The sequence below is a fragment of the Streptomyces bikiniensis genome (assembly GCF_000716625.1).
Taxonomy (GTDB): Bacteria; Actinomycetota; Actinomycetes; order Streptomycetales; family Streptomycetaceae; genus Streptomyces; species Streptomyces bikiniensis.
Genome location: NZ_JNXJ01000002.1, coordinates 225,428 through 246,595, shown reverse-complemented (window position 1 = coordinate 246,595; position 21,168 = coordinate 225,428). Strand labels below are relative to the sequence as shown.

Annotated in this window: 14 protein-coding genes; 3 read left to right on the top strand and 11 right to left on the bottom strand. The window is 74.3% G+C overall.

Annotated features, from left to right (window positions below; genetic code table 11):
* Positions 1-124 precede the first annotated feature (124 nt).
* The 4 genes from OO47_RS02330 to OO47_RS02315 form a co-directional block, all read right to left on the bottom strand.
* The gene (locus OO47_RS02330; protein ID WP_030205349.1) at positions 125-1,510 is read right to left on the bottom strand and encodes a pyridoxal phosphate-dependent decarboxylase family protein; all 1,386 of its coding nucleotides are present in this window, start codon (positions 1,508-1,510) and stop codon (positions 125-127) included.
* A gap of 130 nt (positions 1,511-1,640) precedes the next feature.
* Positions 1,641-4,127, bottom strand: a complete 2,487-nt coding sequence (gene pepN, locus OO47_RS02325) for an aminopeptidase N (RefSeq protein ID WP_030205352.1) — start codon at positions 4,125-4,127, stop codon at positions 1,641-1,643.
* 153 nt (positions 4,128-4,280) lie between these two features.
* Entirely contained in the window at positions 4,281-4,694 is a 414-nt protein-coding gene (locus OO47_RS02320; protein ID WP_033207782.1) for a chorismate mutase, read from the bottom strand.
* Positions 4,695-4,705: 11 nt separating this feature from the next.
* Complete coding sequence (locus OO47_RS02315; protein ID WP_030205357.1) at positions 4,706-5,593, bottom strand: AraC family transcriptional regulator; 888 nt, start codon at positions 5,591-5,593, stop codon at positions 4,706-4,708.
* 143 nt (positions 5,594-5,736) lie between these two features.
* On the opposite strand from OO47_RS02315, the gene OO47_RS02310 reads away from it, so the two are divergent.
* Positions 5,737-7,491, top strand: coding sequence for a glycoside hydrolase family 35 protein (locus OO47_RS02310; protein ID WP_030205360.1), 1,755 nt, complete (start codon positions 5,737-5,739; stop codon positions 7,489-7,491).
* Between the two features lie 116 nt (positions 7,492-7,607).
* On the opposite strand, the gene OO47_RS02305 is transcribed toward OO47_RS02310, so the two are convergent.
* Complete coding sequence (locus OO47_RS02305; protein WP_030205363.1) at positions 7,608-8,390, bottom strand: S1 family peptidase; 783 nt, start codon at positions 8,388-8,390, stop codon at positions 7,608-7,610.
* Positions 8,391-8,553: 163 nt separating this feature from the next.
* Between OO47_RS02305 and OO47_RS02300 the strand changes: the two genes are divergently transcribed.
* Positions 8,554-9,438 (top strand): hypothetical protein, encoded by an 885-nt coding sequence (locus tag OO47_RS02300; protein WP_030205365.1) that lies wholly within the window; start codon positions 8,554-8,556, stop codon positions 9,436-9,438.
* An 80-nt stretch (positions 9,439-9,518) separates the two neighbouring features.
* Positions 9,519-10,997 (top strand): ankyrin repeat domain-containing protein, encoded by a 1,479-nt coding sequence (locus OO47_RS02295; RefSeq protein ID WP_051715142.1) that lies wholly within the window; start codon positions 9,519-9,521, stop codon positions 10,995-10,997.
* 13 nt (positions 10,998-11,010) lie between these two features.
* On the opposite strand, the gene OO47_RS02290 is transcribed toward OO47_RS02295, so the two are convergent.
* The 6 genes from OO47_RS02290 to gltB form a co-directional block, all read right to left on the bottom strand.
* Positions 11,011-11,433, bottom strand: coding sequence for a ribonuclease domain-containing protein (locus OO47_RS02290; RefSeq protein WP_030205370.1), 423 nt, complete (start codon positions 11,431-11,433; stop codon positions 11,011-11,013).
* A 175-nt stretch (positions 11,434-11,608) separates the two neighbouring features.
* Positions 11,609-13,267, bottom strand: a complete 1,659-nt coding sequence (locus tag OO47_RS02285; protein WP_030205372.1) for a DEAD/DEAH box helicase — start codon at positions 13,265-13,267, stop codon at positions 11,609-11,611.
* A 460-nt stretch (positions 13,268-13,727) separates the two neighbouring features.
* The gene (locus OO47_RS02280; protein ID WP_030205374.1) at positions 13,728-14,111 is read right to left on the bottom strand and encodes a VOC family protein; all 384 of its coding nucleotides are present in this window, start codon (positions 14,109-14,111) and stop codon (positions 13,728-13,730) included.
* A gap of 51 nt (positions 14,112-14,162) precedes the next feature.
* On the bottom strand, positions 14,163-14,882 hold the full coding sequence (locus tag OO47_RS02275; protein WP_030205376.1) for a VWA domain-containing protein: 720 nt from the start codon (positions 14,880-14,882) through the stop codon (positions 14,163-14,165).
* A gap of 156 nt (positions 14,883-15,038) precedes the next feature.
* On the bottom strand, positions 15,039-16,499 hold the full coding sequence (locus OO47_RS02270; protein ID WP_030205377.1) for a glutamate synthase subunit beta: 1,461 nt from the start codon (positions 16,497-16,499) through the stop codon (positions 15,039-15,041).
* Positions 16,492-21,060: a glutamate synthase large subunit gene (gltB, locus tag OO47_RS02265; RefSeq protein ID WP_030205379.1), complete on the bottom strand. Its 4,569-nt coding sequence runs from the start codon at positions 21,058-21,060 to the stop codon at positions 16,492-16,494. Before gltB ends, OO47_RS02270 begins: the two co-directional genes overlap by 8 nt.
* Positions 21,061-21,168 lie beyond the last annotated feature (108 nt).

Sequence of the window (21,168 nt, the reverse complement as noted above, 5' to 3'; positions counted from 1 at the left end):
AGGACGAGTCGTGGGGTGGGGTGGGGGCGGTCGGGGGCGGGGTCCTGTCCGTGGGGGTGGTCGGGGGGCGGGGTGTCCCGGGGGTGCCGGGGCCGGTCGGTGTCCTGTTCGGGGGTGTTGCCGGTCATCGGTGCGCGCTGCCTTCCACGAGGGTGATGAGCTGGTCCAGGTCGCCGGGGGTGGCGTGGGGGTTGAGCAGGGTGGCCTTGAGCCAGAGGCGGCCGTCGGCGCGGGCCCGGCCGAGGACCGCCCGGCCCCCGGTGAGGAGGGAGCGGCGGATCGCGGCGACGGCGGCGTCGTCGGCGCCGCGGGGCCGGAAGAGGACGGTGGTGAGGGCGGGCCGGGCGCGCAGGTCGAGGCCGGGGGTCTTCTCGACGCGGTCGGCGAGGTCCTGGGCGAGGTCCATGCAGGTGTCGACGAGGGCGCCGAGTCCGGTGCGGCCGAGGGCGCGGAGGGTGACGGCGGCCTTGAGGACGTCGGGGCGGCGGGTGGTGCGCGGGGAGCGGCCGAGGAGGTCGGGGAGGCCGGCGTCGGTGTCGTCGTCGGCGTTGAGGTAGTCGGCGGTGTGGGCGAGGGGGGCGAGGTCGTTCGTGTCGCGGACGGCGAGGAGTCCGGCGGCGGCGGGCTGCCAGCCGAGTTTGTGCAGGTCGACGGTGACGGTGCGGGCGCGGTCGAGGCCGTCGAGGAGCCGGCGGTGGGTGCGGCTGAAGAGGAGGGGGCCGCCGTAGGCGGCGTCGGCGTGGAGGTCGGCGCCGTGGGCGGCGCAGACGTCGGCGATCTCCGGGAGCGGGTCGATCAGGCCCTCGTCGGTGGTGCCGGCGGTGGCGGCGACGAGGAGCGGGCCGGGGGTGGTGGTGAGGGTCGTGTGGAGGGCGGCGGGGTCGAGGGTGCCGCGCGGGGTGGGGACGACGACGGGGGCGGGGAGGCCGAGGAGCCAGGCGGCGCGCCGGAAGGAGTGGTGGGCGTTGGTGCCGACGACGGTGCGGAGGGGGTCTTTCCCGGTGTGGCGTTCCCGGGCGAGGAGGAGGGCGAGTTGGTTGGATTCGGTGCCGCCGGTGGTGACGAGGGCGTCGGGGCGGGGGGCGTCCGGGAACACCTCGGCGGCGAGCGCGGCGGTGACCTCGGCTTCCAGGGCGGAGGCGGCGGGGGCCTGGTCCCAGGAGTCCATGGAGGGGTTGAGCGCGGAGGCGGCCAGGTCGGCGGCGGCGGCGAGGGCGAGGGGCGGGGTGTGGAGGTGGGCGGCGCAGAGCGGGTCGGCGGGGTCCGCGGCGCCGGCGGCGAGGGCGTGGACGAGGGTGCGGAGGGCTTCGTCGGGGCCGGTTCCGGTCTCGGGGAGTACGGCTCCGAGGCCTGCCGTGCGGCGTGCCGCGGCCTCCGGTCCCCCGGCCGGGAGGGGGCCGCCGCGTTCCTCGGCGCCGGTGCGCAGGGCGTCGAGGACGGCGCCCAGGAGGGGCCGCAGGGCGTCGGCGCCGGGGGCGCCTCCGGCGAGGGGTGGGGGTGCGGCACGCATGGACGACAGGGTGCCGGGGGGTGCGGGCGTTTGTCCGGAGAGTGCGGGGGTGTGACCCGAACGGGGGACACGGGGTGGTGTTTCGGGGGCGGTCGGTGCGGGGACCGGGGGTCCCCGCACCGTGCCCGGTTCAGCCTTCCCTGACCTTCAGGGCCCGGCGGAGGTCGTCGAGCTGGTCGACGAGCTTGCGGCGGAGGGCCGGGATCATGGGGGTGTCGGCCAGGTGGCGTTCGCCGAGGGCGAGGGAGTCGGCGTCGACCGCGTGGGCGGGGAAGGCGTGGCGGCCGGCGGCCTCGGCCATGGCGGGGCCCCGGCGGTCGCCGAGGGCGACGGCCGCCTCGTAGAAGCGGGGCACGTACTCCCTTACGAGGTCGGCCTGTTCGGGCTGCCAGAAGCCCTGGGCGGTGGCGGTGAAGAGGTAGTTGGAGAGGTCGTCGGAGTCGAAGAGCGCGGACCAGGCGGCCGCCTTCGCCTCGGGGTCGGGCAGGGCGGCGCGGCAGCGGGCGGCGCCCTCCTGGCCGGTGGCGCTGGGGTCGCGCTCCAGCTCGGCGGCGATGGCGGTCTCGTCGGTGGCGCCGAGGGCGGCGAGCCGGGCGAGGATGCGCCAGCGCAGTTCGGGGTCGAGCTCGGGGCCGCCGTGGACGGTGCCCTCGTCGAGCCAGGAGGCGATCTTGTCGGGGGTGGTGGCGCTGTCGACGAAGGCGCGGACGGCGGTGAGGCGCAGTCCGGGGGCTTCGCCGTCCTCGGTGCGGCGCAGCAGGGCGCGGGCGATGCCGTTGATCGTGGCGAGGGCGGCGGGGCGCTCCTCGGCGGGGACGCAGTGGTCGGCGATCTGGTGGCGGGCGAAGGCCAGGACTCCCTGGACGAGGGCGAGTTCGGTCTCCTCGGGGAGGTGCGCGAGGGCGGTCTCCAGGTACTCGGCGGGGGTGAGGTCGCCGTCGCGGACCTGGTCGCGCAGCGCGTTCCAGAGGACGGCGCGGGTGAGCGGGTCGGGGATGCGGGAGAGGCCGCGCAGGGCGGACTCCTCGGAGGTCCCGTCGAAGCGGAGCTTGGTGTAGGTGAGGTCCTCGTCGTTGAGGACGACGAGGGCGGGTCGGGGGCCGGCGAGTTCGGCGGGGGCGTCCTGGGGGACGTCGAGTTCGCGGCGTTCGCGCAGGACGAGGTCGCCGGAGGGGTCGCGGTCGTAGACGCCGACGGAGATGCGGTGGGGGCGGGTGCCGGCGCGGTCGACGGTGAGGTTCCAGTGGAGGCCCTCGCCGTCGAGGCGGGGGGTGAGGGTGTCGACGCCGGTGGTGCGCAGCCACTGTTCGGCCCAGCCGTGGACGTCGCGGTCGGTGGCGGCGGCGAGGTTGTCGATGAAGTCGGCGAGGGTGGCGTTGCCGAACCTGTGCCGCTTGAAGTGGATGTTGATGCCGGCGAGGAAGTCCTTCTCGCCGAGCCAGGCGACGAGCTGGCGGAGGGCGGAGGCGCCCTTGGCGTAGGAGATGCCGTCGAAGTTGAGGAGGGCGGAGGCGGTGTCGGGGACGGCCTCGGGGTCGGGGGCGACGGGGTGGGTGGAGGGCCGCTGGTCGGCCTCGTAGCCCCAGGCCTTGCGGGTGACGCCGAAGTCGATCCAGGTGTCGGGGAAGAGGTCGGAGCAGGCCTCGTTGACGGTCTGGTAGCCCATGTACTCGGCGAAGGACTCGTTCAGCCAGATGTCGTCCCACCAGCGGAGGGTGACGAGGTCGCCGAACCACATGTGGGCCATCTCGTGGGCGATGACCATGGCGCGGGTCTGGCGTTCGGTGACGGTGACGGCGGAGCGGAAGACGAACTCGTCGCGGAAGGTGACGAGGCCGGGGTTCTCCATGGCGCCGGCGTTGAACTCGGGGACGAAGGCCTGGTCGTACGAGTCGAAGGGGTAGGGCTCGTCGAACTTCTCGTGGTAGCGGTCGTAGCAGGCCTTGGTGACGGCGAGGATCTCGTCGGCGTCGGCGTCGAGGTGGGGGGCGAGGGAGCGGCGGCAGTGGATGCCGAAGGGGAGGCCGGCGTGCTCGGTGCGGACCGAGTGCCAGGGGCCGGCGGCGACGCAGACGAAGTAGGTGGAGAGGAGGGGGGTGGGGGCGGCCTTCCAGGTGCCGTCGGGCTGCCGTTCGGTGATGCCGTTGGCGAGGACGGTCCAGTCGTCGGGGGCGGTGACGGCGACCTCGAAGACGGCCTTGAGGTCGGGCTGGTCGAAGGCGGCGAAGACGCGCTGGACGTCCTCCATGAAGAGCTGGGTGTAGACGTAGGACTCGCCGTCGGTGGGGTCCGTGAAGCGGTGCATGCCCTCGCCGGTGCGGGAGTAGCGCATGGTGGCGGTGACGCGCAGCTCGTGTTCGCCCTCGGTGAGGCTCAGCGGGAGCCGGTTGCCGTCGAGGGCGGCGGGGTCGAGGGGCTCTCCGTCGAAGGTGGCGGAGTGCAGGGTGACGGGCTTGAGCTCGACGAAGGTGTCCCCGGCGGCGCGGGCGGTGAATCGGACGGTGCTGGTGGACTCGAAGGTCTCTGCGCCGGTGGTGAGGTCGAGGTCCACGCGGTAGTGGTGGACGTCGAGGAGCTGGGCACGGGTCTGCGCTTCGTCGCGCGTCAGTACGGACATGGGCCCTATGCTGCCCGATGGCCGGGGCGGTCGGCAGGGGTGCGGGGAGAACCTTGCCGGGGCGTGACCTGCCGGGGTGTGGGGTGCCGGGGTGTGACCTGCCGGGGCGCGGGGTGCCGGGGTGGTGCGTCGGGTGCTCCCCCGGCGGGTCCCTCAGCGTGTGCCGTCCGCGATCGTCTCGTGGTGGCGGATGACCTCGGCGATGATGAAGTTCAGGAGCTTCTCCGCGAAGGCGGGGTCCAGTTTCGCGCTCTCGGCGAGTTCCCGCAGGCGGGCGATCTGGCGGGCCTCGCGAGCGGGGTCGGCGGGCGGCAGCTGGTGCTCGGCCTTGAGGACGCCGACCTGCTGGGTGCACTTGAAGCGCTCGGCGAGCATGTGGACGACCGCCGCGTCGATGTTGTCGATGCTGTCGCGCAGCCGGGTCAGCTCGGCGCGTACGGCGTCGTCGGTGGCCGGGGTCTTCTCGGCGGCCGGGGTCTTCTCGGCGGCCGGGGCCGGGGACGGCGCGTGGGTCGGCGCGGGGGCCGGGGTCGGTGCGGAGGCCGGGGTCGGGGTCGAGTCGCTCATGATCTGCGAGCTTAGACGGAGCGCGGAAGGATCGTCGGCGGGTGTTCGGGATCCGGGACGCGGTTGCTCCAGCCGCCGGGCACGGACCGGCCCTGCTGTTCGCGGAAGCGGATGGGGGCGGTGCCGACCCGGCGGGTGAAGAGCCGGGAGAAGTAGGCGGGGTCGTCGTAGCCGACGCGGCGGGCGACGGCGGAGACGGGCAGTTCGGTGGCGGCGAGGAGTTCCTTGGCGCGGCCGAGGCGGACGGTGAGCAGGTAGTCCTTGGGGCTGCACCCGGCGGCGCGGCGGACGGCGGTGCGCAGTTCGGCGGGGGTCATGCCGTGGCGGGCGGCGTGCTCGGCGACGGAGAGCGGCTGGAAGGCGTCGCGGGCGAGGGCGGCGAGGACGGGGTCGCCGTCGGCGTTGGTGTCGGCGCGGGCGCGGCGCAGGACGACGAGGAGTTCGTGGACGGCGGCGCCGGTCTCGACCTCCAGGAGGGGGTTGCCGGGGCGGGCGGAGCGGGCGATCCGGGCGATGGCGGCGCGGGCGGGGGCGGCGTCGGAGAGCGGGACGACGGGCCGGTCGGGTTCGATGTAGCCGAGTTCGGTGTACGTGGCGGCGGCGGGTCCGGAGAAGTCGACGAAGGCCTCGTCCCAGCCGGTGCCGGGGTCGGCGCCGTAGTGGTGGGGGGTGCCGGGGGTGAGCCAGATCAGGGCGGGGGCGGTGACGGCGGTGCGCCGTCCGTCGGCGCCCCGGTACCAGCCGCCGCCGGCGGAGACGACGACGGCCACGTGGTGGTCGAGGGTGCGGGGTCCGACGGTGGGCAGGGTGCCGTGCTGGAGTCCGACGCCGAGGCAGACGAGGCCGAGGCGGTGGTGGACGGGGCTGGGCGTGAAGTAGCGCATCCAGGTGTGGTACATGCCGGCGGTGCCCCTTCCCCGGGGCCTCGTGCGGGTGGGCCCGGGGCCTGTCCGACCCCGAGCCGCCGGACGGGCCCTAACGTCCAAACTGCGACGATCTTTGTCCATGGACGGCTTCCCCGCCAGGGGGTGAGGTGGTGCCCATGAGCACGTTCGCTGTGGGTGACGAGGACTTCCTGCTCGACGGGCGGCCGGTGCGGCTGCTGTCGGGGGCGCTGCACTACTTCCGGGTGCACGAGGGCCACTGGGAGCACCGGCTGGGGATGCTGCGGGCGATGGGCCTGGACTGCGTGGAGACGTACGTCCCGTGGAACCTGTACGAGCCGGAGCCCGGCCGGTACGGGGACGTGGCGGCGCTCGGCCGGTTCCTGGACGCGGTGGGGCGGGCGGGGATGCGGGCGATCGTGCGCCCGGGGCCGTACATCTGCGCCGAGTGGGAGAACGGCGGGCTGCCGCACTGGCTGACCGGGCCGCTCGGGCGGCGGGTGCGGACCCGGGACCCGGAGTTCCTGGGGCCGGTGGAGGCCTGGTTCCGGCGGCTGCTGCCGCAGGTGGTGGAGCGGCAGGTGGACCGGGGCGGGCCGGTGGTCCTGGTGCAGGTGGAGAACGAGTACGGGAGTTACGGCAGCGATCCGGTGTATCTGGAGTGGCTGGCGGGGCTGCTGCGGGAGTGCGGGGTGGTGGTGCCGCTGTTCACCTCGGACGGTCCGGAGGACCACATGCTGACGGGCGGTTCGGTGCCGGGGGTGCTCGCGACGGCGAACTTCGGCTCGGGGGCGCGGGAGGGGTTCGCGACGCTGCGGCGGCACCGGGCGTCGGGGCCGCTGATGTGCATGGAGTTCTGGTGCGGCTGGTTCGACCACTGGGGCACGGAGCACGCGGTGCGGGAGGCGGCGGACGCGGCGGCGGCGCTGCGGGAGGTCCTGGAGTGCGGGGCCTCGGTCAACGTGTACATGGCGCACGGCGGGACGAACTTCGGCGGCTGGGCGGGGGCGAACCGGGACGGGGAGCTGCACGACGGCCCGCTGCGGCCGACGGTGACCTCGTACGACTACGACGCGCCGGTGGACGAGGCGGGGCGGCCGACGGAGAAGTTCTGGCGCTTCCGCGAGGTGCTCGCGGAGTACGCGGAGGGTCCGCTGCCGGAGGTGCCGGAGCCCCCGGCCCGGCTCGCGGCCCCGGTGCGGGCCGGTTTCGAGGGGCGGGCGCCGCTGGACGCGGTCCTGGAGGTCCTCGGTGACGGGGAGGTGGTGGCGGCGGTGCCGCCGACCTTCGAGGAGCTGGGTGTGGACCGGGGCCTGGTCCGCTACCGGGTGGCGGTGCCGGGTCCCCGGCAGCCGTACCCGCTGGGGGTGACGGGGCTGCGGGACCGGGCGGTGGTGTACGTGGACGGGCGGCCGGCGGGGGTCCTGGAGACGGCGGCGGGGGAGGACGTGGCGCTCGCGGAGCCGGTGGCCGGTCCGGCGGTGGTGGACCTGTGGGTGGAGTCCCTGGGCCGGGTCAACTACGGGCCGCGGCTCGCGGAGCCGAAGGGGATCACCGGGGGCGTGCGGCACGAGCGGCAGTACGTGCACGGGGTGCGGGCGCGGGGGCTGCGGCTGGACGCGTTCGAGGCGGCGGCGGTCGGGAGGGTGCCGTTCGAGGAGGTCCGCTCCGGGCCGGGGCTCCACCGGGCGGTCCTCGCCGTGGCGGGCGCGGGGGACGCGGTGCTGCGGCTGCCGGGCGCGACCCGGGGCTTCGTGTGGGTGAACGGCTTCTGCCTGGGCCGCTACTGGTCGGCCGGTCCGCAGGAGGCGCTGTTCGTGCCGGGTCCGGTGCTGCGGGAGGGGGCGAACGAGGTGTGGGTCCTGGAGCTGGAGGGGGAGGCGGGGTCCGGGGTGGTGCTGGACCCGGTCTGATTCCCCGTCCTCCCGGGAGGGGGCCGTGCACACCGGGCCGGCCCACACCGGCCCGGTGTGCGGGAAGGGCGCTCCGGGGCCGAGGCCGCCCCGGAGCGCCCGTTCACGGGGTGCCGCTACAGCGTGGCGGCGGCGGACTTGATCGCGGCGGCGAAGGTCGAGACCTCCGTGTAGACGCCGGGGTAGTTGGGCCGGGCGCAGCCCTGGCCCCAGCTCACGATGCCGACCTGGACCCAGGCTCCGGCGTTGTCCTTGCGGAACATGGGGCCGCCGGAGTCGCCCTGGCAGGTGTCGGTGCCGCCCTGGGCGTAGCCGGCGCAGATCTCCTCGGCGGGGACGAGCTCGTTGCCGTAGGAGGCCTTGCAGGAGGCGTCGGAGACGAACGGGACGTTCGCCTTGAGCAGGTAGCGCTGCTGCGCCCCGCCCTCGCGGGCGGCGCCCCAGCCGGCCACCGTGAAGGTGCCGCTGTTGTAGGCGGTGGTCTCGGCGAGCTTGAGGGTGGGCAGGGAGGTGATGGGGCTGGCGAGCTTGATGAGGGCCCAGTCCTTGCCCTTGCCGTTGTAGCCGGGGGCCTGGAGGACCTTGGTCGACCTGACCTTGATGGCGCTGCTGCTCTGGAGGTCCACGACTCCGGCGGTGGCGGTGATGCCGGTGTTGTTGCCGGAGCCGCTCACACAGTGGGCGGCGGTGAGGACGACCTGCGGGCTGATCAGCGAGCCGCCGCAGCCCATGGAGAGCCTGACCATCCAGGGGAACTCGCCCTGGGCGGCGCGGGTGCCGCCGACGACGGGGGCCGGGGCGGCGGAGGCGGTGGTGGGCTGGAGGCTGACGGCGGCGAGGACGACGGCGCCGGCGGCGGCGAGCTTCTGGAGCGCGCGGACCACTCTGTTCTTCTTCACGTATCTGCCTTCTCTCGTGGGGGGTCGACCTCGACGACTTGTGACATGCGCTCGTCAAGGCGTGGTCCGCATTATGAACAGCGCTCAACCGCCGTCACAAGGAAGCCTTTTCGGCCAGATGCGATGTGAGGGACCGTACAGTGAACGGAAGGGGGGATCCGGCATGCCGCACCGTCACGAGGCCGACCGTGTCGTCCACGGCTTTCCGCACCGGGCCGTGGTCGGGGCCTCGCTCACCGCGCTCTACCGGCGCCTCTCCCCCGACGGCGTGCGCCGCCGGCCGACGAGCGTGGCCGCCGCCGACGTGGCCATCGACGACCGCGAGGACCTGCACCTGGGGACCCGGCGGGTGGCCCGCGCGCTCGTCCGGCACCTGCGGCTGCCCGAGGCCCGGATGGTGGTGTCCTTCCGGCGGATGGAGCACGCCGGCACCGTGGAGCTCGCACCCGGACCCGAGTACTTCGTGGAGGTGAACGAGCGCTTCCGGACCCGCCGCAGGGACATCGGCGCGGTCCTCGCCCACGAGATCACCCACGTGCTGCTGCACCGCCTCGACCTGCGCTTCCCGCGCACCGCCGAGAACGAGATCCTCACCGACGTGGCCGCCGCCTACCTGGGCGCCGGCTGGCTGCTGCTCGACGCGTACCGCGAGGACGGCGTCGAGCACCAGAAGCTCGGCTATCTGACCCCGGAGGAGTTCGGCTACGTCCTCGCCAAGCGGGCCGAGGTCTTCGGCGAGGACCCGTCGCCGTGGTTCACCAGCCAGGTGGCGTACGACGCGTGGGTGCGGGGCCGGGCCGAGGCGGCCCGGGAGCGGACGGCGCCGCCGCTCGCCGGGGCGGGCCCGGTCGAGCGCGGCCGGTACGTCTGGGAGCGGCGCCGGGGCCGGGCCGGCGAGGGCGCCCCGTACGCCTTCGACGGCGGGTCCCCCGCCGCCCGCGTCTCCTTCTCCTGCCCGGTCTGCCGCCGGCGGCTGCGGATCCCGGCCGGGCGGACGCTGCGGGCCCGGTGCGGGCTGTGCGGGACGGTTCTGGAGTGCGTGGCCTGAAAAGGGCTCAGGTCCCCCGCACCGCACGCCCATCGGGAATCGATTTGCGCCATGTGCCGACGGCGGGTCAGGGTCGGGGCATGAGCACGCTGTTCGACGCGATCCTGCACGGGGACGAGGACGGGGCCGTACGGGCCCTGCGGGAGGGGGCCGATCCCGAGGGGCGGGAGGACGGGGAGACCGCCCTGTACCGGGCGTCCGTCGGGGGCGAGGCCGGGATCGTCCGGGTGCTGCTCGCCGCCGGGGCGGACCCCGGCCGGGGCAGCGGCGAGGAGGACGGCGACCTGCCGCTGTGCGGGGCGGCCTGCTGCGGGCACACCGAGACGGTACGGGCGCTGCTGGCGGCGGGCGCGGCGGCGGACCAGGAGGAGGGGTACGGCTTCACGGCCCTCGCGTGGGCCCTGCGGCTCGGGTACGCCGACATCGCGCGGCTCCTCCTGGAGCACGGCGCCGACCCCGACCGGCGCGGCCCCGACGGGCTCGCCCCGCTCCTCGCCGCCGCCCGGCGCGGCTCCACCGGCTGCGTGCGGGCGCTCCTCGACCACGGGGCGGGCGGCCGGGAGGCCGCGCTCCGGGAGGCGCGGCGGTGGATCGGCGCCGACATCGCGGCCGAACTGCGGCGCGGGCTCGTCGCCGGGAACGAGGGCGGGCAGACGTACGAGGCGGTGGTCCGCCGGGTCCGGGAGGACGGCGGGATCACGGTCGTCGTGGAGCTGCTGCGGGAGGACGGCGCTCCCGGGCGCGGCGACGACCGGCAGACCGGGCACGCGGCGATCGCCACGCTCCTGGAGGCCTCGCTGGGCCTGCGCACCCCCGTCGAGGAGCTGGCGGCGCGGGCGCTGCGGTGCGGCGACCCCGCACTGGACGACTGGACGACCGCGGTGGCCGAGCTGGCGGGCCGGGCCGACGAGGAGACCTTCGTGGCGGCGGCCGGCTGGTGCGCCTACCGCGACCCGCTGCGGCGGGCCCTCGGCGCGCGGGTCCTGGGCGCCCTTCCGGGGTTCGCGCAGAGCGCCCTGCCGGTCCTGCGGCGGCTCGCGGCGGAGCCGGCGGGCACGGCGGGTACCGCGCGGGAGCCCGTCCTGTCGGTGGTGACGGCGCTCGGGCGGTGCGGTGACCCGGCGGCCGTGCCCGAACTGCTCGCGGCCGCCGGGCATCCCGACGCGGTGGTGCGCGGGGCCGTCGCGAGCGCCCTGGCCGGAATCGTCCCGGCCGGGCACGTCGAGGCCCTGGGGGTGCTGCTCGCGCTGAGCCGGGACGGCGACGCCCGGGTGCGGGACTGGGCGACGCTCGCGCTCGCCGAACTGCCCGACGACACCCCGCTCGTACGGGAGGGCCTGGCCGAACGGCTCGACGACCCCGACCCGGAGACGGCGGCGGAGGCGGCGCGCGGGCTCGCGATCCGCCAGGACCCGCGCGCCGTCGACGCGCTCGCGGCGGTCCTCGCGGACGGCGAGGCGGACGGCGCGGCGCGCGAGACGGCGCTCGCCGCCCTCGAACACGTCCGGGACCCCCGGGTCAGGACCCGTCTGGAGTGGACGGCCCCGCGCCGCACCTGAGACCGCCGGGCGCTCAGCAGCCGTGGTCGATCAGGTCGAACGAGGCGTAGTGGTCGGCGGTGTAGTAGTCCTCCCGGGCCGCGTTCCCGGTGACGATCCGACGGGCGCCCCGGGTCGTGGAGCCCGGGGTCTTCACCGTGTACTCGTGGTAGTAGCCGGACGCGCGGGAGGGCAGGATCCCCTCCCTGTTCTGGAAGACGGAGCCGTCCTGGCGGTACGGGAAGGGGCCGCCCGCGTCGATCAGGCCGAGGGTGGTGTGGGCCTGGGAGGGCAGGTCGGAGTAGCAGACGTCCCCGACGGCCGCGACGACGGCGCGGGCGGAGAGGGGGGCGGGCCCGGGGGCCGGGGCGGCGGTGGCCGGGGCGCCGAGGAGGAGGGAGGACAGGAGGGCGGTGGCGACACCGCCGGCGAGGGTGAACCGAGGGGGGATTCGCATGCCTGTGATGATGATGCGCGTGGATTCCGGCGGGGAACCCCGACGGGCTTCCATTCCCCGGATGTTGACCGCTCGTTCCCGTACGTACGGGACCTGTGAAGACGGGGCGCGTGCGGTGACGGAAGCGGGCGGCGCCGTGGTCACGACACCGCCCGCGTCCGGATCCCGTACGGGATTACGTGTTGTCGGCCGGCCGCTGCCGGGGACCGCGGGGGCGGCCCGCGCCCGCCGTCCGGCGCCCGCCGCGACCGCCCCCGGCGGAGGCGGCGGCGCGACCGGTGCCCGCGCCCCGGCCCGTACCGGCGGCACGGCCGCCGCCCGTACCGGAACCGCGGCCCCCGCCCGTACCCGTACCGGAGGCGGAGCCGCGCGCCGAGCCGGTGGACGCGCCGGTCCCGGTGGAGGCGGCCGGGCGGCGACGGCGGCGACCGCCGCCACTGCCGCTGCCGCTGCCGCCGCCCGCCGGCTTGCGGGGCGGGGTGGGCTGCGGGGTCTCGATGACGACCGGGACGCCCGAGGGCTCCCGGGCGCCGGTGAGCTCGGCCAGCTCCTCGTCGCTGGACTTGATCTGCGCCGTGCGGGGGCTGATGCCCGCGTTGGACATCAGCCGGCCCATGTCGCGCTTCTGGTCGGGCAGGACCAGGGTGAAGACGCTGCCGGACTCGCCGGCGCGGGCGGTGCGGCCGCCGCGGTGCAGATAGTCCTTGTGGTCCATCGGCGGGTCGACGTTCACGACCATGTCGAGGTCGTCGACGTGGATGCCGCGGGCCGCCACGTTCGTCGCGACGAGCGTGGTGACCTGACCGTTCTTGAACTGGTCCAGGGTCCGGTTGCGCTGCGGCTGCGAGCGCCCGCCGTGCAGGCCCGAGGCCCGCACGCCGTTGGCGAGGAGCCGCTTGACGAGCCGGTCCACGGACCGCTTGGTGTCGAGGAAGAGGATCGTGCGCCCGTCGCGGGCCGCGATCCGCAGCGTGACGGCCTTCTTGTCGGTCTCGTCGGCCACGTACAGGACGTGGTGCTCCATGGTGGTGACCGCGCCGGCCGACGGGTCGACGGAGTGCACGACCGGGTCGTCCAGGAACATCTTGACCAGGCGGTCGATGTTCCGGTCGAGGGTGGCCGAGAACAGCAGGCGCTGGCCGCCCGGCTCGACCTGCTTCAGGAGCTTGGTGACCTGCGGCAGGAAGCCCATGTCGGCCATCTGGTCGGCCTCGTCCAGGACGGTCACGGCGACCCGGTCGAGCCGGCAGTCGCCGCGGTCGATGAGGTCCGCGAGGCGGCCGGGGGTGGCGATGAGCACCTCGGCGCCGCGCCGCAGCGAGGACGACTGCCGGGTGATCGACATGCCGCCGACGACGGTGGTGATCCGCAGCCGCAGGGCCCCGGCGTACGGGGTGAGGGCGTCGGTGACCTGCTGGGCGAGCTCGCGCGTGGGCACCAGGACGAGGGCGAGGGGCGCGGTCGGCTCGGCGCGGCGGCCCGCGGTGCGGGCGAGCAGGGCGAGGCCGAAGGCGAGGGTCTTGCCGGAGCCGGTGCGGCCCCGGCCGAGCACGTCGCGGCCCGCGAGCGAGTTCGGCAGGGTCGCGGCCTGGATCGGGAACGGCTCCGTGACGCCCTGCTCACCGAGGGTCCGCAGCAGGCCCTCGGGCATGTCGAGGTCGGCGAAGGAGGCCACCGGGGGCAGCGCGGGCGTCACCGACACCGGCGGCGTGAACTCGCTCGGCGGCGGGGGCGCGGCGGGACGGCGGCCGCCGCGGGAGGCCTTCGGCTGGGACGTGGACTTCGCCTGCGCGGTGCGGGGGCCGCGCTTGTGGGGGCGCTCGGAGCGGGTCATTCGTGCCTTTCTGGCCGGTGCGCCGCCGAGCCCTGCTGGCCGGGTGCGCGGCGCAGCCGGGGCCCGCACCTGCGCGATGCGGGCCCCGGCTGCTCTGTCCGGGGCGCGCGGTGCGGGCCCCGGTCTGTCTGCTGCTGCCGGAACGCTCCCTGGGAGGTCCCGGCCTTCTCTACCGGAACAATAGTGCGCCCCGGGACCTTCCCGCCCCGCCCGCCCGATGCCCGGACGGATCGGCCCAGCCCAGCCGCCCCCGACGTGGTCCACCTCACAGACCGGGGGCGTCCCGGCGGGGCGGGGCGTCGTCGCCGCCGCCGGGTCGTCCACGCGGGCCGCCCCGGCGGCGTACCGCTCCAGGACGCCGGGGTCGGTGACCTCGACCGCCCGCCCGGAGGTCCGGACGTCCCCGCCGCTGTCCGGTTTCCGTCCGCCCCGGTCGTACGGGGGTCGGGAGGCGGCCTCGTCAGGAGGCGGCGGCCTCGCGCTCCGCCCGGCCGCGCTCGACGCAGAACTCGTTCCCCTCGGGGTCCCCCAGGGTGGCCCAGCCGGTGCCGTCCGGGTTCCGGCGGTCGTCGAGCAGGGTCGCGCCGAGGCCGATCAGCCGCTCGACCTCCTCGTCGCGGGTGCGGTCCTGCGGCTGGAGGTCGAGGTGGACCCGGTTCTTCACGGCCTTCGGCTCGGGCACCTGGATGAAGAGGAGGGAGGCCCCGGGCGACTCCACGAGCGCCTCCGGGTCGCCGGGCTTGTCGTCGTCGGAGAGCCGGGAGTCGAGGACCCGGGCCCAGAAGGAGGCGAGGGAGTAGGCGTCGGCGCAGTCGATGGTCACGTGGCGTACGAGAGAGGTCATGGCGTCATGATCCCCGCCGGACCCGGGCCGCGACCACCGGTTTCCGGCCCCTCACCCCCGGACGACGCCCCGCTCCCGGGCGGCGGCGAGCCATGCCGGGAACCCGGAGACGAGCCGGTCGTACAGCTCGGCGTCCGGGACCCGGCTCGGGTCCTGTCCCGCGTGGAAGAACCCGGCGTTGTCGACGGGCCGCTTCCCCGGCACGTCCAGCTCGTCCAGCCTGCGCAGGAAGTCGAACTGCCGGCTGCCGGGGTCGCCGAATCCGATGAACTGCCAGAAGAGCGGCAGCCGGGCCGCCTTGCACACGTACCGCTCGGCGGCGAGCTTGTCGATCGGCCCGCCGTCGGTCTGGAAGACGACGAGCGCGGGCGCGGTGGAGCCGCTGTCCAGGTAGTGGTCGACGACCGCGTCCATGGCCAGGTGGTAGCTCGTCCTCCCCATGTGCCCGAGCCCGGCGACGATCCGGTCGATCCGCCCCTCGTGGGCGTCGAGCCGGATCTCGGTCTCGGCGTCGACGTCGGTCGAGAAGAACACCACGGGCACCCGCCCGTCGTCGTCCAGGTGCGCGGAGAGCCCGAGCACCCGGTCCGCGAGCGCCTGCACGGCACCGCTCGCGTAGTACGGCCTCATCGACCCGGAGTAGTCGAGGACCAGGTGGACGGCGACCCGCTGCCCGTCGATCCCGTGCCGCCGCAGCGACTCCCCCGCCGACTTGTAGAGGCTCACGAGCGCGGGCGCGGTCTCCTCGACCTTCCGCAGGCTCAGTGCCATGAATGCTCCCCCGTACGGTGCCGTCCGTCGAGCGTACGGCAGCCTCCGGACGCGCCGCGGCGCCCACCCAGTCGTCCGGTCGGGGACAGGTCGGGGGGCGCCGCGCTCAGTTCCGTACGTCGTTGTACGGGACGTTCGGGGGGTGATCCGGTCGGGTCAGACCGTCAGGGCCCGGTCCGTCGGGCGGATCGGGGCCGGCAGGGAGCTGGCACCGGTCAGGTACCGGTCCACGCCGCGGGCGGCGGAGCGGCCCTCGGCGATGGCCCAGACGATGAGCGACTGGCCGCGGCCCGCGTCGCCGGCGACGAAGACGCCGTCGACGTTGGTGGCGAAGTCCGCGTCGCGGGCGATGTTGCCGCGCTCGTCCAGCTCCAGGCCGAACTGGGAGACCAGGCCGTTCTGGACGTCCGTGCCGGTGAAGCCCATGGCGAGGGTGACCAGCTGGGCGGGGATCTTCCGCTCCGTGCCCGGCTTCTGGGTCAGCTTGCCGTCGACGAACTCGACCTCCACGAGGTGGAGGAACTGGACGTTGCCGTCCTCGTCGCCCTCGAAGTGGGTGGTGGAGACGGAGTAGACCCGCTCGCCGCCCTCCTCGTGCGCCGAGGTGACCTTGTACAGCATGGGGAAGGTCGGCCAGGGCTGGCCGGCGTTCCGCTCCTCGCCCGGGCGGGGCATGATCTCCAGCTGCGTGACGGAGGCCGCGCCCTGGCGGTGGGCGGTGCCGACGCAGTCGGCGCCGGTGTCGCCGCCGCCGATGACGACGACGTGCTTGCCCTCGGCGGTGATCGGCGGGGCGACGAAGTCGCCCTCGACCACCTTGTTGGCGAGCGGCAGGTACTCCATCGCCTGGTGGATGCCGTTCAGCTCGCGGCCGGGGACGGGCAGGTCGCGGGCGGTGGTGGCGCCGGCGGCGATGACGACCGCGTCGAACCGCTTGCGCAGGTCCGTCGCCGTCAGGTCGCGGCCGATCTCGATGCCGGTGCGGAACTTGGTGCCCTCCGCGCGCATCTGCTCGATGCGGCGGTTGATGTGCCGCTTCTCCATCTTGAACTCGGGGATGCCGTAGCGCAGCAGGCCGCCGATGCGGTCGGCGCGCTCGTACACGACCACGGTGTGGCCGGCCCGGGTGAGCTGCTGGGCGGCGGCGAGGCCGGCCGGGCCGGAGCCGATGACGGCGGCGGTCTTGCCGGAGAGGCGCTCGGGCACCTGCGGCTTGACGTCGCCCCCGTCCCAGGCCTTGTCGATGATGGAGACTTCGACGTTCTTGATGGTGACGGCCGGCTGGTTGATGCCGAGCACGCACGCGGACTCGCAGGGCGCCGGGCAGAGGCGGCCGGTGAACTCCGGGAAGTTGTTGGTGGCGTGCAGGCGCTCCTGCGCCGCCGACCAGTCCTCGCGGTAGGCGTAGTCGTTCCACTCGGGGATCAGGTTCCCGAGGGGGCAGCCGTTGTGGCAGAACGGGATGCCGCAGTCCATGCAGCGGCCGGCCTGCTTGCTGATGATCGGCAGCAGGGAGCCGGGGACGTAGACCTCGTTCCAGTCGCGGACGCGCTCGGCGACGGGACGGGTCTCGGCGACCTCGCGGCCGGTGGTGAGGAAGCCCTTCGGATCAGCCATGGGTCGCCGCCTCCATCATCTTCTCGGTGGTCTCGGCCTCGGAGAGACCGGCGAGCTCAGCGGCGTCCTTGGCGGCGAGCACTGCCTTGTACGTGGTGGGGATGATCTTGCTGAACCGGGTCGCCGCGGCGTCCCAGTCGGCGAGGAGCTTCTCGGCGACGGTGGAGCCGGTCTCCTCGTGGTGGCGGCGCACGACGTCGTGCAGCCAGGCGGCGTCGGTGGCCGACAGGGCCTCGATCGCCCCCAGGTTGCCGGAGTTGACGTTGTCCCGGTCGAGGTCGATCACGTAGGCGACGCCGCCCGACATGCCGGCCGCGAAGTTGCGTCCGGTCTCGCCGAGGACGACGGCCGTGCCGCCGGTCATGTACTCGCAGCCGTGGTCGCCCACGCCCTCGGAGACGACGAGGGCGCCGGAGTTGCGGACGCAGAAGCGCTCGCCGGTGCGGCCGCGGAGGAACAGTTCGCCGCCGGTCGCGCCGTACGCGATGGTGTTGCCCGCGATGGTGGAGTACTCGGCCAGGTGGTCGGCGCCCCGGTCGGGGCGGACGATCACGCGGCCGCCGGAGAGGCCCTTGCCGACGTAGTCGTTGGCGTCGCCCTCCAGGCGGAGGGTGACACCGCTCGGCAGGAAGGCGCCGAAGGACTGGCCGGCGGAACCGGTGAAGGTGATGTCGATCGTGTCGGCCGGGAGGCCGGCGCCGCCGAACCTCTTGGTGACCTGGTGGCCGAGCATGGTGCCGACCGTGCGGTTGATGTTGCGGATGGCGACCTGGGCGCGGACCGGCTGGGCCTGCTCGGCGGAGGGGGCGTTCAGGGCCTCGGCGGCCAGCTCGATCAGCTGGTTGTCGAGGGCCTTCTCCAGGCCGTGGTCCTGCTCGACCAGGGCGTGGCGGACCGCGCCCTCCGGGAGGTCCGGCACGTGGAAGAGGGGCTCCAGGTCGAGGCCCTGGGCCTTCCAGTGGGTGACGGCGCGGCTGGTGTCGAGCAGCTCGGCGTGGCCGACGGCCTCTTCGAGGGTGCGGAAGCCCAGCTCGGCGAGGAGCTCGCGGACCTCCTCGGCGATGAACTCGAAGAAGTTGACGACGTACTCGGCCTTGCCGGAGAAGCGGTCGCGCAGGACCGGGTTCTGGGTGGCGATGCCGACCGGGCAGGTGTCGAGGTGGCAGACGCGCATCATGACGCAGCCGGAGACGACGAGCGGCGCGGTGGCGAAGCCGAACTCCTCGGCGCCGAGCAGCGCGGCGATGACGACGTCGCGGCCGGTCTTGAGCTGGCCGTCGGTCTGGACGACGATCCGGTCGCGCAGGCCGTTGAGCAGCAGGGTCTGCTGGGTCTCGGCGAGGCCGAGCTCCCAGGGGCCGCCCGCGTGCTTGAGGGAGGTCAGCGGGCTGGCGCCCGTGCCGCCGTCGTGACCGGAGATGAGGACGACGTCCGCGTGGGCCTTGGAGACGCCCGCGGCGACCGTGCCGACGCCGACCTCGGAGACCAGCTTCACGTGGATGCGGGCGACCGGGTTGGCGTTCTTGAGGTCGTGGATCAGCTGCGCCAGGTCCTCGATGGAGTAGATGTCGTGGTGCGGCGGCGGGGAGATCAGGCCGACGCCGGGCGTCGAGTGACGCGTCTTGGCGACCCACGGGTAGACCTTGTGGCCGGGCAGCTGGCCGCCCTCGCCGGGCTTGGCGCCCTGGGCCATCTTGATCTGGATGTCGTCGGCGTTGACCAGGTACTCGCTGGTGACGCCGAAGCGGCCGGAGGCGACCTGCTTGATGGAGGAGCGGCGCTCCGGGTCGTACAGGCGCTCCGGGTCCTCGCCGCCCTCGCCGGTGTTGGACTTGCCACCGAGCCGGTTCATGGCGATGGCCAGGGTCTCGTGCGCCTCCTTGGAGATGGAGCCGTACGACATGGCGCCGGTGGAGAAGCGCTTGACGATCTCGGAGGCGGGCTCGACCTCGTCGAGGGGGATCGGGGTGCGGCCCTCGGCGGCGAAGCCGAAGAGGCCGCGGAGGGTCATCAGCCGCTCGGACTGCTCGTTCACCCGGTCGGTGTACTTCTTGAAGATGTCGTACCGCTTGGTGCGCGTGGCGTGCTGGAGGCGGAAGACGGTCTCCGGGTCGAACAGGTGCGGCTCGCCCTCGCGGCGCCACTGGTACTCGCCGCCGATCTCCAGGGCGCGGTGCGCCGAGGGGACGCCGGAGGCGGGGTACGCCTTGGCGTGGCGGGCGGCGACCTCCTTGGCGACGACGTCGAGGCCGGCGCCGCCGATCTTGGTGGCGGTGCCGTTGAAGTACGTGGCGACGAACTCGTCGTCGAGGCCGACGGCCTCGAAGACCTGGGCGCCGCGGTAGGAGGCGACGGTGGAGATGCCCATCTTGGACATGACCTTGAGGACGCCCTTGCCGAGGGCGTGGATGAGGTTCCGGATGGCCTGCTCGGGCTCCAGGCCCTCGATGAAGGTGCCGGCGCGGACCAGGTCCTCGACGGACTCCATGGCGAGGTACGGGTTGACGGCGGCGGCGCCGTAGCCGATGAGCAGGGCGACGTGGTGGACCTCGCGGACGTCGCCGGCCTCGATGAGCAGGCCCACCTTGGTCCGCTGCTTGGTGCGGATGAGGTGGTGGTGGACGGCCGCGGTGAGCAGCAGCGAGGGGATCGGGGCGTGCTCGGCGTCGGAGTGCCGGTCGGAGAGCACGATGAGGCGGGCGCCGCCCTCGATGGCGGTGTCGGCCTCGGCGCAGATCTCCTCGATGCGGGCGGCGAGGGCGTCGCCGCCGCCGGAGACCCGGTAGAGGCCGGAGAGGGTCGCGGCCTTCATGCCGGGCATGTCGCCGTCGGCGTTGATGTGGACGAGCTTGGCCAGCTCGTCGTTGTCGATCACCGGGAAGGGCAGGGTGACGCTGCGACACGACACGGCGGTCGGCTCGAGGAGGTTGCCCTGGGGGCCGAGGGAGGAGCGCAGCGAGGTGACGAGCTCCTCGCGGATGGCGTCCAGCGGCGGGTTGGTGACCTGCGCGAAGAGCTGGGTGAAGTAGTCGAAGAGCAGGCGGGGGCGGGCGGACAGGGCCGCGATCGGGGAGTCCGTGCCCATGGAGCCGAGGGGCTCGCCGCCGGTGCGGGCCATCGGGGCGAGGATGACGCGCAGCTCCTCCTCGGTGTAGCCGAAGGTCTGCTGGCGGCGGGTGACCGAGGCGTGGGTGTGGACGACGTGCTCGCGCTCGGGGAGGTCGGAGAGCTCGATCTCGCCGGTCTCCAGCCACTCCGCGTAGGGGTGCTCGGCGGCGAGGGCGGCCTTGATCTCGTCGTCCTCGACGATGCGGTGCTCGGCGGTGTCGACGAGGAACATCCTGCCGGGCTGGAGGCGGCCCTTGCGGACGACCTTGGCGGGGTCGATGTCGAGGACGCCGACCTCGGAGGAGAGGACGACGAGGCCGTCGTCGGTGACCCAGTAGCGGCCGGGGCGCAGACCGTTGCGGTCGAGGACCGCGCCGACCTGGACGCCGTCGGTGAAGGTGACGCAGGCCGGGCCGTCCCAGGGCTCCATCATCGTGGAGTGGTACTGGTAGAAGGCGCGGCGGGCCGGGTCCATGCTCTCGTGGTTCTCCCACGCCTCCGGGACCATCATGAGGACCGCGTGGGGCAGGGAGCGGCCGCCGAGGTGGAGCAGCTCCAGGACCTCGTCGAAGGAGGCCGAGTCGGAGGCGTCCGGGGTGCAGATCGGGAAGATCCGGTCCAGCGAGCCCTCTCCGAAGACGTCGGAGGCGAGCTGGGCCTCGCGGGCCGTCATCCAGTTCCGGTTGCCCTTGACGGTGTTGATCTCACCGTTGTGGGCGACGAAGCGGTACGGGTGGGCCAGCGGCCAGCTCGGGAAGGTGTTGGTGGAGAACCGGGAGTGGACCAGGGCCACGGCGGTGGCGCAGCGGCGGTCCGACAGGTCCGGGAAGAAGGGCTCCAGCTGGCCGGTGGTCAGCATGCCCTTGTAGACGAGGGTGCGGGCGGAGAGCGACGGGAAGTAGGTCGCGGCCTCGCGCTCGGCGCGCTTGCGCAGGACGAAGGCCTTGCGGTCGAGCGCGATGCCGGTGGCCGCGCCGGCGGCGTCCGCCACGAAGAGCTGGCGGAAGACCGGCATGGTGGACCGGGCGGAGGCGCCGAGCAGCTCGGGGGCGACGGGGACCTCGCGCCAGCCGAGGACGTTCAGGCCCTCCTCGGCGGCGACGGCCTCGATCTTCGCGACGGTGGCGTCGATGCCGTCCTCGGGGAGGAAGGCGATGCCGACGGCGTACGCGCCGGCCTCGGGGAGCTCGAATCCGGCGACCTCGCGGAGGAAGGCGTCCGGGACCTGGAGCAGGATGCCCGCGCCGTCACCGGAGTCGGCCTCGGCGCCGGTGGCGCCGCGGTGTTCGAGGTTGCGCAGTACGGTCAGCGCCTGCTCCACCAGCGCGTGGCTGGCTACACCGGTGAGGGTGGCCACGAACCCGACGCCGCAGGCGTCGTGTTCGTTACGGGGGTCGTACATCCCCTGCGGAGCGGGGCGACCGTCCATGGGCGACCAGGCGTCGGAACGCATCGGCTCTCCCGTCGTCGTCGTGGCATGTGCAGATGCCGAGGGACGACGTTGGCCCTCCGCGAAATTTCGTGCAGGTTACATGATGGCTGGCTTCTCGCGAAGCGGATA